General features: G+C 56.5%; 8 protein-coding genes. 3 read left to right on the forward strand and 5 right to left on the reverse strand.

Features of this window, described 5'->3' with window-relative positions; all coding sequences use genetic code 11:
• Positions 1 to 34 precede the first annotated feature (34 nt).
• The 3 genes from VK574_RS10720 to VK574_RS10730 form a co-directional block, all read right to left on the reverse strand.
• A complete protein-coding gene (locus VK574_RS10720) occupies positions 35 to 3844 on the reverse strand; it encodes an outer membrane beta-barrel protein (RefSeq protein WP_472799839.1) in 3810 nt (1269 codons plus the stop codon).
• A 423-nt stretch (positions 3845 to 4267) separates the two neighbouring features.
• Positions 4268 to 6034, reverse strand: a complete 1767-nt coding sequence (locus VK574_RS10725) for a CRTAC1 family protein (protein WP_472799840.1) — start codon at positions 6032 to 6034, stop codon at positions 4268 to 4270.
• 72 nt (positions 6035 to 6106) lie between these two features.
• On the reverse strand, positions 6107 to 7732 hold the full coding sequence (locus VK574_RS10730; RefSeq protein ID WP_472799841.1) for a tetratricopeptide repeat protein: 1626 nt from the start codon (positions 7730 to 7732) through the stop codon (positions 6107 to 6109).
• Positions 7733 to 7842: 110 nt separating this feature from the next.
• Here VK574_RS10730 and ypfJ point away from each other — a divergent pair, with 110 nt between their 5' ends.
• Together ypfJ and VK574_RS10740 are read left to right on the forward strand one after the other, a co-directional pair.
• Complete coding sequence (gene ypfJ, locus VK574_RS10735) at positions 7843 to 8703, forward strand: KPN_02809 family neutral zinc metallopeptidase (protein WP_472799842.1); 861 nt, start codon at positions 7843 to 7845, stop codon at positions 8701 to 8703.
• 853 nt (positions 8704 to 9556) lie between these two features.
• Positions 9557 to 10564, forward strand: coding sequence for an IS1595 family transposase (locus VK574_RS10740; protein WP_472799843.1), 1008 nt, complete (start codon positions 9557 to 9559; stop codon positions 10562 to 10564).
• Here the strand turns inward: VK574_RS10740 and VK574_RS10745 are convergent.
• Positions 10561 to 10710, reverse strand: coding sequence for a hypothetical protein (locus VK574_RS10745; protein ID WP_472799844.1), 150 nt, complete (start codon positions 10708 to 10710; stop codon positions 10561 to 10563). The genes VK574_RS10740 and VK574_RS10745 overlap by 4 nt on opposite strands.
• A 94-nt stretch (positions 10711 to 10804) precedes the next feature.
• On the opposite strand from VK574_RS10745, the gene VK574_RS10750 reads away from it, so the two are divergent.
• A complete protein-coding gene (locus tag VK574_RS10750) occupies positions 10805 to 11830 on the forward strand; it encodes a hypothetical protein (RefSeq protein WP_472799845.1) in 1026 nt (341 codons plus the stop codon).
• 446 nt (positions 11831 to 12276) lie between these two features.
• On the opposite strand, the gene VK574_RS10755 is transcribed toward VK574_RS10750, so the two are convergent.
• Entirely contained in the window at positions 12277 to 13512 is a 1236-nt protein-coding gene (locus VK574_RS10755; RefSeq protein ID WP_472799846.1) for a vWA domain-containing protein, read from the reverse strand.
• Between the last annotated feature and the right edge of the window lie 87 nt (positions 13513 to 13599).

Genomic DNA, 13599 nt, shown 5'->3' on the forward strand with positions numbered 1-13599 from the left:
GCCACCCCCTCTGCTTGTCTGCTTCTGAACTGAATCAGAAGTAGTATTTGGCTGCGAACTGCATCCAGCGGAATCCAACCTTGTTTTGCGGAATACCGGAGGTGCTCGAGTTCGAGTTGTAGGTCAGCGCCGAAGCAGTGCTGAGCCCGTTGAACAGCAGCTGGTTATCCGAGGTACCGGCCAATCCGAAGACTGCATTCGGGTGGTTGAGCCAGTTGGTAGCCGAGATGCGAACCTCGACACGCTGGGCATCGGTAACGCGGAATGCCTTGAAGACTGCCAGATCGCTGCCGAAGTAATGCGGATTGCGGATATAGGGCCAGATGGTCTGACCGTTCTGTCCGAACGCCGTTGCTGTCGGCGGGAGAGGCGCTGCAAAGCAGTTGGGGTTGAAGTACTGACCCTTCAACAGGTTTTTGCGAGGATCGCAAACAACCAGAGGCTGAGCCTGTTGCGTTTCGTACTGATTCGTGCCCAACCAGGTAGTTGAATTGATCGCGTACGTCTGGTTGCCACCGACCGCCGTTGCCGGGATCGGCATCGTGATAGCAACGTTGTGAGTTCCACCGGATGCATCATGGAACTGTTGATAGTTCATGTTCATGTTCGCTGAATTGGACTGGTAGGGCGATCCGTCTTCATACGTGGTGTAGTTAGACAGCTGCCACCCGTTGATCAACTCGCCCAATGCCCAGTTGTTGTGGATAGGCTTGGGGAGCTTGTAGCTGAATGAGAGGTTGAACGTCTTGGTATGGTCGTAGCCGAGCGTACCGTAGTTGTCTCCCAGGCTGAACGGATTGACTGCCGTACCGTTGCCGTTTCCGTTCGAGGTCGATCCGTCGCGCGTTCCGAGGACCTTGCCGAACGTGAAGTTGGTAAACATGTACAGGTTGCCGGACTGCTTCTGTGCCGAAACCTGCAAGGAGTTGTAGTTTGCATAACCACCATGCGACTGGAGGTAAATGCTCCCGTAATTGATCAACTTATGCCAATCGTTGATGCTTGGGCCCGTGCCGGTGATTGGAGCTGTGTTTTCGTAGGTACCCGTCTTCGGATCCACGGTGAAGGCGGCTCCGAATGCAATCGGGTTTAGATCGTTGATGTGGCCGTTCTGCCCATTCTCGAGCTGGTTGCGGCTCATGCTGCCTACATACGAAAACTCAGCAACGGTATGGCCAGGCAACGCCTGCGCAATGCCGAGGCTGTAGGTATTCGCATAAGGCACCTTGTTGTCGCCTTCCTGGTCGGCAATCAGGCCGGATGTGCCGTTCTGATTGACGCCCTGCGGAATGGTGAGCGTTGTGGTGGCTGTGCAATTTCCATTAAAACCACCGGTGATAGCGGTGCACATGGTGCCACCTTGAATTGCGTTTCCGTAGAAACCATTCAAGCCGCCGGTTCCCGATGTGTTGTAGTCAAACGATCCGAGTGGGCCGTTCATGGCCTTGCTGGCGTCGTTTGACGATACCTGGTAGCGGTAAGTGCCAAAACCGGCACGTACCACGGTTCTGCCGGTGCCGAATACGTCGAACGCGGCGCCGAGGCGTGGGTTGTAGAAGAACAGCGGGCTCACCCAGCCTGAGCTCGGAATCCTCGAAGCAATCTGGTGCCACAACAAACCGGTATCGACAGGCGGGTTCGGCGTGTTGACGTAGCTTGCCGGATCCCAAACCTGGGTTCCACCGATCTTGTCGTACCACTGGCCTTCGTGATCAAAGCGGAGACCGAAGTTGAGGGTAAGCTTGCGGGTAGCCTTCCACGAGTCCTGTGCCCAGAGCGACCACTCGTGCTGAGTGATAACCGGAACCACGTCCGAGTTGAACTGGTCGTAGTTCTGCGGACGCATCATCAAACGGTCGAGCGTGAGGTTGTAGGTCGATGAAGCACCCCACGTTTCGAAGTCGTAGTTGCCGTTGATGTCGCTGCCGTTGGCCTGCAGGTTCTCAAACGTATCCCAGTAGAAGCCAGCCTTCAGCGAGTGTGTGCTGACGATCTTGGTGAAGGTATCGCTGATGGCAGGTGCCTTCGAAGTCTTGCCGAAGGTGCCCGCACCGTAGATGCCGCTGTTGAAATCAAACTCATTGATTTCGGTCAGGCCGGAACTCCAGCCGCCCGTCGAGTTCGGAATCTGGTCGGTCTTCGAAGCTCCGAAAATACTCTGAGCCGGGAAGCCGATTGCCTTGCGGCTCGATGCTGCCAGGTTGGTGAGCCCAACGTCATTGACGAATTCCGCATAGGAAAACACAAACTCGTTGGTCGTCGTGGCGCTGAACACGTGTGTGTAGTTAGCCAGGTAGACGTGAGCTGTTTCCTTTGCGACTGGTTCGGACGGATAAGGAATGGTCCATTCCGGCGCCCACCAGACTTCAAGGGGATGCTGATCGGTTTCCGTCTGGTATGCGTAAGATCCCCACAGTTTGTTGTTGTCGTTAAAGGCGTAGGTGACCTTGCCGGTAACTTCCCAGCGATTCTGCGGTGTGCTGGGCGTGATGCCGTAGTTGTTCCAGCCATTGATCGCGCTGGGCGTCTGGTTGGGAGCCGGGTTGAATTTCGACAACAGCAACCCTTGCGGATCGAAATAGGCGCTCACGTTGGGAACTGCGCCTGTTCCATAGGAACCCCAAGGTGAAGTCGTCGTGCTGCAACCCTGCCATCCGTCATCTGTGTTGCAAGGAAGCGCATACGCGCCTGGCCAGGCAGAAATGACGTGCGAATCAACACCAGTGTTGCTGAAGTCGCCGCTCATCTGAGCCGGGGTCGGAACGTTCATTTCGGTCGGAGCGCTACCGAAACAGCTGTTGCAATACGGGTGCTGGATCATGTACTCGTAGCCAGCCCAGAAGAACAGCTTGTCGCGGTTGTGGTTGAAGTGCGGGAAGAACACCGGGCCGCCCACGTTTCCGCCCATGTAGTAATAGTTCTGAGCGGGTAGCGGATGGCCGGATGCATTGTTGAACCAGTCATTCGCAAAACCAATCGCCGAGTTGCGGGCGTAGACGTAACCTTCGCCGTGGAACTTCTGTCCGCCGCTCTTTGAAAAGGCCTGCAAAACTGCCGGACCCTTCGCATATTCAGCGCCGTAGGAGGCCGACAGGAACTTGACGCTGTCCGTCATGTCCTGGTTGATGTTGGCAACCTGCGTTCCGGCGTTGCCCGGATCGATCAGGTTTGCGCCGTCGAGAATGACAACCGTTGAGCCGTAGGGCTGTGTGCCGTTGGCCGAGAAGTTGCCCGCGGGTCCGCTGTTGGTGCCGGTTACCTGGCCGTTAAAGCCAGAGCCTGCGCCGCCGGAGTTGTTGAAGGTGACGCCAGGCATCATCTTGATCAACTCGGATGCGTTGCGACCCGACAGAGTGGCGGAGTCAACCAGTTCGTTGTTCAGGGTGGCGCTGACTTCCGCGCTGTCTACCGGAATTTCAGCGTCGGCGCCGGAGATGACCGTGACGGCCGTTGCCTCGGAACCGATTTTGAGGTGAATGCTTGGGATAGTTCTGCTGTCACCCTGGTTGAGCAGGATGCCATTCTCTTCCCATGTGGCGAAGCTTTTTCCGGAAATCGTGACCTTGTACGTGCCAGGGATCAATGCTGTGACTGAAAAGAATCCCTGGGCATCGGCCTTGGTTTCACGAGTGTCGCCCGTTGCCTCGTTGTTTACAACAACTCTCGCCCCGGGTACGCGGGCGTCCGTTTGGTCGGTGACAGTGCCACTCAACGTCGCGGTCAGTTGCTGTGCGTGTGCGATGGAAAAGGCCAACACCATGACTGGCAAAACCAGCCAAGGCACTCGCCTAAACCACTTCGACATCGATGAAACACTCGATGTCTTCGTTTGGTTTGTAAACATTTACCAAGCCTCCTGAAGCGTTTGTTGTTCTTGTTTTTTAATATCTGGCACACAACTGACCTCGACGCGCCGAAGTTAGCCATTGCCAGAAAACCATCTAAGTGAATCGAGTATCGATAACACAGTCGATACACCATGGGCAAGCGCTTTTTGGGCCTGGAACCCTCAAGTAAAACGGTTTCCCATATCACTCAGATTTCTCGAGATTTATCCGGGCAGGCCTCATGGCCAATTGTCATTCAATTGTCACCGGACTCGACTTTTTCGGTTGTCGGCTCGAAATCCGCCCCAGGAAGGGAGGAAAAGTCCCCAAAGGTCACCAATTAATTGTCGGCTCGAAATCCACCCCAGAAGGGAGGAAAATACCCCAAAATCAGTACGGCTGGCACCGCTTTTTGGATGTGATCCGAATCACGATTAGCTTCACGCTTTCCGGAACGGCCTGCCGGGAATAATCCCGTGACCCTCGAGGATAGTAACTAGCTGGTTGGCAGATTGTCCAGAGTATTTCTCGATTGCTCCACTAGGCCAGATTACTTCGAGGTCAACATGCGTCTCCGATCCCAGCCCAAAATGAAGGCGTGGGTCATTTGAAGACATATAACTCGCCTGGCTCAGGACTGCCTGTGCCTGCGTTTTGCCCCCATATCGGACAAGCACGCGTGCGCCAATCGCGCTGCGATTGCTCTTGGTTCCCTCCAGCCGCACCTTGATCCAATGGTTCTCTTTGGGCGCGTCGTTGCGGAGCAGCGATGGGGGTTCGTGCTGGTTCATGATCACGATATCCAGGTCGCCATCGTTGTCGAAATCGCCAAAAGCGCAACCCCTGCTCACATGGCGGGCGCCGATCGCCGGGCCCGCCTCATCGCCCATCCGGGCAAAAATGCCATTGCCCCGATTCCGGAACAGCACGCGAGGCCCTTTGTACGGGAATTTGGGGTTGATCTTCTCCACTTCTGCGTAAACGTTTCCCGTAACCCAGAAGATGTCTGGATAGCCGTCGTTATCCAGGTCGAAGAGGCACGTCCCCCAGCTCACATAGGTCCGTTCTCCGGCAAGTCCCGCCTGATGCGCTACGTCGTCGAAGTTGCCTTTCCCATCGTTCTTGTAGAGCCCGGTGGCCTGCAGCTGGAAGTGGGTCTTGACGACGTCGAGGTGTCCGTCGAGATCGAAATCGCCCACACCGATCCCCATGCCGGCCATTTCCTGTCCGTCAGGGCTGATGGCGACTCCGCGCATCAGTCCTTCTTCGCGAAAGGTCCCATCGTGGTTATTCAGCAGCAGAAGGCTCTGCGTGGTGTCGCATGCCACAAACAGATCAGGCCAGCCGTCTTCGTCGACGTCGAAGGTGACCGCGGTGAGTCCGTACGAACTCTTGATCGCTGCAATCCCGGATTCCTTGGAGACGTCGGTAAAAGTGCCATCCCCGTTGTTCTTGTAAAGGAAATGCTGCGGCGCCTTCAGGCCTTTCGGACCGCACGCAACCGGCACACCCTCGTAATTGCAATTAAGAATGTTGAGCGACGGCTTGAGCGCGTGGTCCATGTCGATATCGACATAGTTGGATACAAACAAATCGAGCAATCCGTCGCGGTTGTAATCGATAAACGTGCATCCCGCGCCGAAGCGAATGCCGTTGTGGGTGAGGTGCGCCTTCTCCGTAACATCGGTAAAGGTGCCGTTTCCATTGTTGTGGTAGAGCTTGTTTTGCCCGTAGTAGGTGAGAAACAGGTCTTCGAATCCGTCGTTGTTGTAGTCGCCGACGCACACCCCGACAGCCCATCCGGCATCCCACAGGCCCGCTTCTTTCGTTACGTCCTTGAATGTCCCGTCGCGATTGTTTTTGTAGAGCCGATTGGACGCTCCCGGCGGAACGTTCTCCAGCGTCCGGCCGCCGAGGATGAAAATGTCCATCCAGCCGTCGTTGTCATAGTCGAAGAAGGCGCAGCCTCCGCCCATCTCTTCGATGATGTAGGTCACGGCTTCCGGAACGCCGTAATACATCGTGGCCGTGAGGCCGGCGCTGGCGGCGACGTCGGTAAAGGTTGAAAAAGGCTTGGCCACAGCGGCAGCATGATGGTCGGCTTGTGCAGCCCTCAGGCCACGCGGGAGAACCGCCGAAGCGCACATCGCCGAAGCCGCCTGCAACAGCTTTCGCCGGCTCCAGCCGGAATTGGGAAAGAACTTCATCCTTTGAGTTTCTTCATTTTGACACTGCTTCGCCGGAAGCGGCAAACAGGCCCGGATTGTGATTTGACGTGATCACGGATGAGCTTGCTGTGCTGCAGAATCGTGAGAAAGGCGATCGTTCAGCTTCTGCGCGCGGTCATTCTCAGGCTCCAGGCGCAGCGCCATCGCGATCGCATCGCGAGCCTCCGGGAACTGTCCCGCCATGGCAAATTCCGCCGCGAGGTTGATCCAGGCGTCCACATACCCTGGCGCCGCATGGACTGCCTGACGAAAGTGTTCGATGGCGCCTGTGGAGTCTCCGCCGCGCGAAAGCAGGTAGCCCAATTCGTTCTGCGCGCCTGCCAGGCTGGGATCCAACTGGACGGCCTGCTCCAGTTGAGCGCGTTCCCCATCGGCATCGCCAGTTTTATGGAGTGCGAGAGCCAGCCTATATTTGTAATTCGCGTTGTCAGGTTTGGCAGCGACAGCTTCCTTGTAATGGCCGATGGCATCCTGTACCTTGTCGTTCTTTAGTTCATCGTCGCCCTGCGATGCTTTCATTGAAGCTTCAAGATTGGCCTCGTCGCTCGCCTTCTGTTGCTCGTAGGCGCTAAGCTCCTTCCGCGCAAGGTCAGCCTCGCCAAGCCCGCGCAATGCGAGCGCCAACTGGTAATGCGCCTGCGGTTCCTTTGCGCCCATGGCGAAGGCTTTCTCCAACTCCTGTCGCGCCGGAGCCCAATCCTTCAGAAAGACAAGCACCATGCCCAGTTCGTAGTGCGAGTTGGGCGAATTCGGATCGGCGGCGACTGATTGCTCAAGCAGTTTTCTCGCGCCGGGATAGTCTCCCACTGAGCGCAAAACGATTCCATTCAGGTAAAGAACCTCGGGATCGTGTGGCCGCGCAGCTAGCAACTTCGGTCCGATGGGCCGCGCAGCATTGATGTGGTTGGTGAGAACCAGAATGCGAAAGAGCTGCACCACCGCATCCTGATTGGTGGGATTGGCATCGGCGATGTGCTGCGCCAGGTTGATTGCGTCCTGAAAGCGAACCTGCTTCACCAGCACGACAATCAAAGCGCTCGAAAGCGGGAGGGAATTAGGATGGGCGCTCAGAGCCTCCGTCAGCGTATCGCGGGCCTCGTCCAGCATATTCATATTGCCTAGCGCGCGCGCCAGGTTGATGGTGAGCTTTTCAGTGTGAGGGGCGGAACGCAGCAGCACCACGACGTCGATGTACGCGTTGCGATCGAGCAGCTCCTGGCTGAGGCCCTCAAGAGCGATGGTAGATTTTGGATCGATCGCAAGAGCCTGGTGCCATTGTTGCTCGGCTTCCTGCCGCCTGCCCGTCTGATCGAGAACGAATGCCAGCACCTCGTGTGGCTTGATGACCTCCGGATCGAGTGCGATGGCCTTTTGCAACTCCGGAAGCGCCTCGGCGTTCCGATTGCTGTCGAAGAATGCGAGGCCGGCGAGATAGTGGAGTTGCGCCGACTTCGGATCACCGTTCAGCGCAGCCCGAAACGTTGCAACGGCACAATCGAATTGCTTGTGGCTGGCATAGTAGCTCCCCAGCAAAACCGCATTGTCGGTCGTGGGATGAGCCTTGAGCTTGGCCAGCAGGTCGGCGGGGCCGGTGCACGCGCCATGGGCGGTCGCGGCAAAGCCCAAAACAACGGCCAGCACAAAACCTGCAAACTTCGCGCCCAGCCGAGTGCCCACTGAAAGGATCTCCTGCCAGCAAGGATAACAACTTCACGGTAAATCGTCTCTCGTTCCCGCCAGGGGCCGGCTTATGCCAAACTGCATCTGAGGGATTGAGGGCATAAAGCATGGAATGGCAGGACCAGGGGGTCAGTTCGGACATTGAAGATCGCCGCGGCCAAGGCGGCGGTGGCGGCGGATTCGGTTTTGGCGGCGGCATGGGCATCGGCGGATTCATCCTCGTGCTCATCATCAGCGTCGTTACCGGCCGCAACTTCTTCGCCGGCAGCGGTCAGTCGAATGTTGACCCGGGTCCATCGAATGCGCCGGTCACCCAGTCCGCCGGCGAACAGCGCGACGTGCACCTCATCAGCTTCGTGCTCGACGATGCGCAGAATACCTGGGCCAAGATCTTTGCCGCGCATGGCCGTCAATACCGTCATGCCAAGTTGGTGCTCTATCGGGATGTGACCTATTCCGGTTGCGGGACGGCGCAGGCCACCACCGGTCCCTTCTACTGTCCCCAGGACGAAAAAGTCTACATCGACCTCTCCTTCTGGCAGGAGTTGAAGCACTTCGGCGGAGACACCGGTGATTTTGCGCAGGCGTATGTCGTCGCGCACGAACTCGGTCATCACGTCCAAAAGCTTCTGGGAGTCGAACAACGTATGCGCACGCTGTCGCAGCAGGACGAAGGCGAGCAGAATCCACTTTCCGTCGATCTCGAATTGCAGGCCGACTGCTTCGCCGGCGTCTGGGGACACTCGACCGAACAGCGAAACATCGTCCACGAAGCTGACGTCGAAGCCGCGCTCAAAGCCGCCGCCGCAGTAGGCGACGATCATTTGCAGAAGATGAGCGGCCGTGCCGTCAGTCCGGAATCGTGGACCCACGGATCAAGCGCCCAGCGCACCGAATGGTTCAAACGCGGCCTCGAAGGCGGCCAGGTAAGCAGCTGTCCCACCTTCAACGGCAAGCTCGCGCCATGAAAAAAACATGGGACAAGGGAGTAGAGAATGGGGCGGGTGCCCCCGGTCTCGGGTTCGAGACCGGGGAAAGTACGAACCCGCCCCAGCCCGTGTCATCCTGAGCGCCGCAAGCTTTTCGGGGTCCCCACGCAGTGGGGTAAGCGGCGCGAAGGATCTGCTTTATCTACCCTGCAGTAGGATCGTCGGGGGCGTGTGGCCCAGGTCCGGGCTGTCTCCATTTGCAGGAATCTTGGGTGCCCCATGTCTCGATTCTGAGACGTGGGAAAGCACGAACCTGACCCAGCCCCTCCGCAAACACCAACAAGGCGCAACAAGTCGCTATGTCGCCTGCGACCCACCCAGAAGCAACTGCAGGTTCCTCCGCTCGCTGCGCTCGGTCGGAATGACAGCGTTTTTTCATTTCTCTTGTTCTTGCTCATCGGGCGCGTGGCCACCCTACGCGTTTCCACGATCGAGGGTGCCCCATCCTAGCTCCGCTAGGGTGGGAAAGCACGATTCCTAACTCCGCAAACATCTGCGAAGCGCGGCTAACCCCGCTCACCCGTCAACCCTCCCCGCCAAAATTCCCTCCAACTCCCTCATTCCATTCGCCAAAAACTTCCCGCCATTTTGCAGATAATTATCCCCTCCCGGCGCACAATGGAATCGTGATTGAAACCGCTAGCTCCGCGAACATGCGCCTGGCGCACGCTAACTCCGCCAGTACCGCCATCACCGCCTCTCGCGACGCTAAATCCAATCCTCACAGACCTCTACAGCGAACCTCAATCCACGCAGACCTATAGCGCCACCCCCGCTCGGTAACGGCAATAAAACGCTTGACACACATGTGCGTGAAGCGTACCATTTAACCATGGACGCACCCGAGACACTTCAGCAAGCGATGGCCTTCTTCAGTGACCCGCAACGGGCCTTTGAAGCGGCGAAAGAGTTTCGTTGGCCGGACGGCAACCCGACATGCCCTCGTTGCGGGGGATCGAAGCATTCCTTCATTAAGACCCGCCGCCTGTGGTTCTGCTATGACTGCAAAAAGCAGTTCACGGTGAAGGTCGGAACCATCATGGAGGATTCGCCGCTCGGACTCGACAAGTGGATGTGCGCGATCTGGATGCTGGCGAATTGCAAGAACGGAATCAGCAGCTACGAACTCGGCAAGACTCTCGGCATTCGTCAGAACTCGGCATGGTTCATGCTTCATCGGATTCGGGAGGCCATGAGCCAAGAGGACGCGCACAAGTTTGGTTTCGGCGGTCCAGTTGAATCTGATGAGGCATTCATTGGACCGAACCCCGCAAAGATGCACAAGAGCCGCAAGGCGCGTGTACAGGCTCGCGACGGCATGAAGGGTGGGTTTGTCGGCAAGACGGCGGTTCACGGGATATTGGATCGTCATTACAGACAGGTTCGCGCAAAGGTGGTTCCGAACGTTGGACGCGAGACTTTGCAGGATGCGATTCTGGCGAACGTGACTCCCTTTGCCAAGGTCTACACCGATGAGCATTTTGGATATGACGGCCTTGAAAAGCAGTTCGTCCATCAGGTTGTGAATCACTCTCGCGAGTACGTTCGCGGCAACGTGCATACGAACGGAATTGAGAACTTTTGGAGTCTTCTCAAGAGGACTCTGCGCGGGACGTATGTAGCGGTAGAGCCGTTCCACCTGAACCACTACATCGATGAGCAAGTCTTTCGCTACAACAATCGTGCGACGAAAGATAACAAACTTACTGACACTGATCGTTTCGCGTTGCTGATGCTCAAGGTCGCGGGCAAGCGCCTGACCTACGCAGAACTGACGGGCAAGGACTCGAACGAGCCACACCACCCGCAGGCAGGGACGGGGCAAGAGGTGCCATTCTAACCCCGTTGCTTGCCAGCAGGTTTCACCTTCGCGGGTTTCTTCGGAGCCACAGTTGTCTTTGGCTTTTGAAGGACCGCCGTTGCTAGTTTCTTGAAGTTCTCGCCCGCCTTGGGGCCTTCGTGATATTCGTGTTTCATCCTTTTCATTATGCCTCCAAATAGTCCATGGTATGTGCCGCATGGCCAACTCAAAAGAGCAGTTAAAGCGATCAGCGCATCGCTTGAGACTCTGCGTTCGGAATTGCATCGTGAAATCGAAAACACATCGAAAGAGCATGACGATGCTATACGCGATGCAGGCGAAGCCTCCGACGAAAAGCACAAAGAAATAGCCGGGATCATTGCCGGGGCGATCAAGACTATAGGATCCGAGGTACCAGAGTACGAAAAGACCCAGCGCGAAAAGGAATACAAACTTCAGCGTCGAACTTATCTTGCGACTCTCGCTGCTGGAATTGCCGCTGCGATTTACGCGGCATTTGCCTATCTCACCCTGACCGAAATCCAAGATCAAACGTATGCCTCCTGCGTGAGCGCCCAAACCGCTCAGCAGGCATTTCTTCAGGGACAGCAGGCAGCCATCGATTCTCACGAAGCGAGCATTGCGGCCTACGCTCAAGCAATTGCCGTAATCGAGAATCAAAAGGCGTTCGTTAGCCCTCAGTTCATCGTGCCGCCCGATCGCCCCTACGGCAAACCTTTGGAATTGAGGTTCAGTATTGCTAATACTGGAAAGTCTGACGCAAGCAATGTTTCGATTACGGGGGTCGCCATAGCTGCGAGGCCAAACTCTAATCCCAAAATCCCTATTAAGTCCGGCTTTGGCGTGGAGAAAGACGTGTTGGAAGTCGGGGAAAGGTTTATGCCAGACTCTTATCCGACCTACACCACTCCGCCCCGAAGTATTCGGATACCTGTTCTGGATGAGACAGGAAAACCCATCACAGATACGGCCGAAATAGATAAAGAGATTTTTTCCCAGCGAAAGAAATACATCTTCATCTACTACAAAATTTCCTACGAGGATTTCGCGAATCACTACACTAGGACGGTTTGCGTTGCACAAATTTCTTGGCAGGACAGCGATGCTAAACCGCTGGAGCCAAAAGATATTGATCGACAATGCAATGACGGAAGCTACAACACAAAAACAGAAATACCTAAAATACCAATGCCCCCACCCGCAAAACCTATCATTCCTATCCCTGCGGGGAAGCCTCTGACCTGCGAGACACCCAAGAAAACCCTTCTTGATTTTTGGCGATAGGGGCACTACTCACCGCCCCTGCAACATGTGCGCCAACCGTTTTGTTGCCTCGGTAACCCTATGAATCCAGGAGACCTACCTGGAGAGAGGGGATAATAGGGGGCGACATAGCGACTTGTTGCGCCTTGTTGGTATTCGCGGAGGGGCTGGGTCAGATTCGTGGTTTCCCACGTCTCAGAATCGAGACATGGGGCACCCACTCTTCTTGCAGATCGAGAGAACCAGACCGAGGCGACCCGCCCGGATGGTCACCGTTCACTGACCACTGACCACTGTCCACTGTTCACTGACCACTGTCCACTGTCCACTGTCCACTGACCACTGACCACTGACCACTGTCCACTGACCACTGACCACTGTCCACTGACCACTGACCACTGACCACTGACCACTGACACTAATTCACCCGTTCACTTATTCACTTATTCACTTGTTCACTGCCTTGCTCAATGAATCGTCTTCGACTTCCGATTCATGTAATCCATCAGCAGATATTCGCCCAGCGTATCCGGCGTAGTGAAGTAAGCCTTGCCGCGGCACATCTCCGACACCTTGTGCACGAACTGCACGAGGCCGAGGTCCGAAGCGAGCATGAAGGTGTTGATCATGATGTTGGAGCGCTTGCACCGCGCAACCTCTTCCAATGTCTCGCTGACGACCAACGGATCGAGGCCGAAGGCGTTTTTGTAGATGCGTCCGTCGGGAAGCGTCAGCGCTGAAGGCTTGCCGTCGGTAATCATTACGATCTGCTTCATGTCTTTGCGCTGCCGCGCCAGGATGCGCTGCGACAGCCGCAGGCCTTCGCACGTATTTGTGTAGTGCGGTCCAACCTTGACGCGCGGCAGTTGCGATACCGGCAGCTCTTCGGCGGAGTCGTGAAAGAGCACCAGCGAAAGCGAGTCGCCCGGATACTGCGTGCGGATCAAATGCGAAAGCGCCATGGCAACTTTTTTCGCCGGCGTAAACCGGTCTTCGCCGTACAGAATCATCGAGTGCGAACAATCCAGCATCACCACCGTCGCGCACGAGCTTTGATACTCGCACTGATGCACGTGCAGGTCTTCATACTCGAGATTCAGCGGCAGCCCGACGCCCTCGCGCGCAATCGCCGACTTCAGGGTCGTGGTCGTATCGAGGTTGAGCGTGTCGCCGAATTCGTAGCGCTGCGACGCCCCGTGGGTCTCGACGCCCGTTGCCCAGTGGTGTGTGTCGTGGCGGCCGAAGTTTGACTTGCCCAGCGAGCCAAGCAGGTCGCGCAGCGTTTTGTAGCCGAGGAAATCCAGGCTCTTGTCTGTGACTTCAAACTTGACCTCGCCCTGGACATTGCCCGCGTTGCCCATCATCTCCGACATCTGCGTGGGGTCCATGTTCTGCGAGTAAGAGATGTAATTCTCCTGCTCCATCCGCTTGATCAGCTTGTCGATCAGTTCGTCCATCTTGTCTTGCTGCGTCATCTGCTGGAGTTGCTCGCGGATGCGGTCGTCAAATATATCGCCGGACTCGAGAAGCTGGCGCAGTGCTTCGCGCAGGTCATCCAGCGTGTGATCCATGTCCTGAAAGCGCAGGTATGGATCGCGGAAGCCGGAATCGAGCAAATAGTCGGAGAGCGCCTTGAGCAAGTCCTCGATGTCCATCTCGGATGCCAGGTCGCCGGTGAATTTGCTGTAGCGAACGCGCTTCATGAAGTACCTCTTGTGTGGTCTAGTTCAGCGGTTTGGGTGCCCCCGGTCTCGCCCTGAGACGGGGAAAACCGGGAAACCGCAAATCGT

Origin of the sequence: Occallatibacter sp. (assembly GCF_035317045.1) — a bacterium.
GTDB lineage: Bacteria > Acidobacteriota > Terriglobia > Terriglobales > Acidobacteriaceae > Telmatobacter.

Coding starts and splice junctions, on each gene's coding strand:
- VK574_RS10725 (WP_472799840.1), bottom strand. CDS start 6,034: ATGAAGTTCTTTCCCAATTCCGGCTGGAGCCGGCGAAAGCTGTTGCAG.
- ypfJ (WP_472799842.1), top strand. CDS start 7,843: ATGGAATGGCAGGACCAGGGGGTCAGTTCGGACATTGAAGATCGCCGC.
- VK574_RS10745 (WP_472799844.1), bottom strand. CDS start 10,710: ATGAAAAGGATGAAACACGAATATCACGAAGGCCCCAAGGCGGGCGAG.
- VK574_RS10740 (WP_472799843.1), top strand. CDS start 9,557: ATGGACGCACCCGAGACACTTCAGCAAGCGATGGCCTTCTTCAGTGAC.
- VK574_RS10755 (WP_472799846.1), bottom strand. CDS start 13,512: ATGAAGCGCGTTCGCTACAGCAAATTCACCGGCGACCTGGCATCCGAG.
- VK574_RS10720 (WP_472799839.1), bottom strand. CDS start 3,844: ATGTTTACAAACCAAACGAAGACATCGAGTGTTTCATCGATGTCGAAG.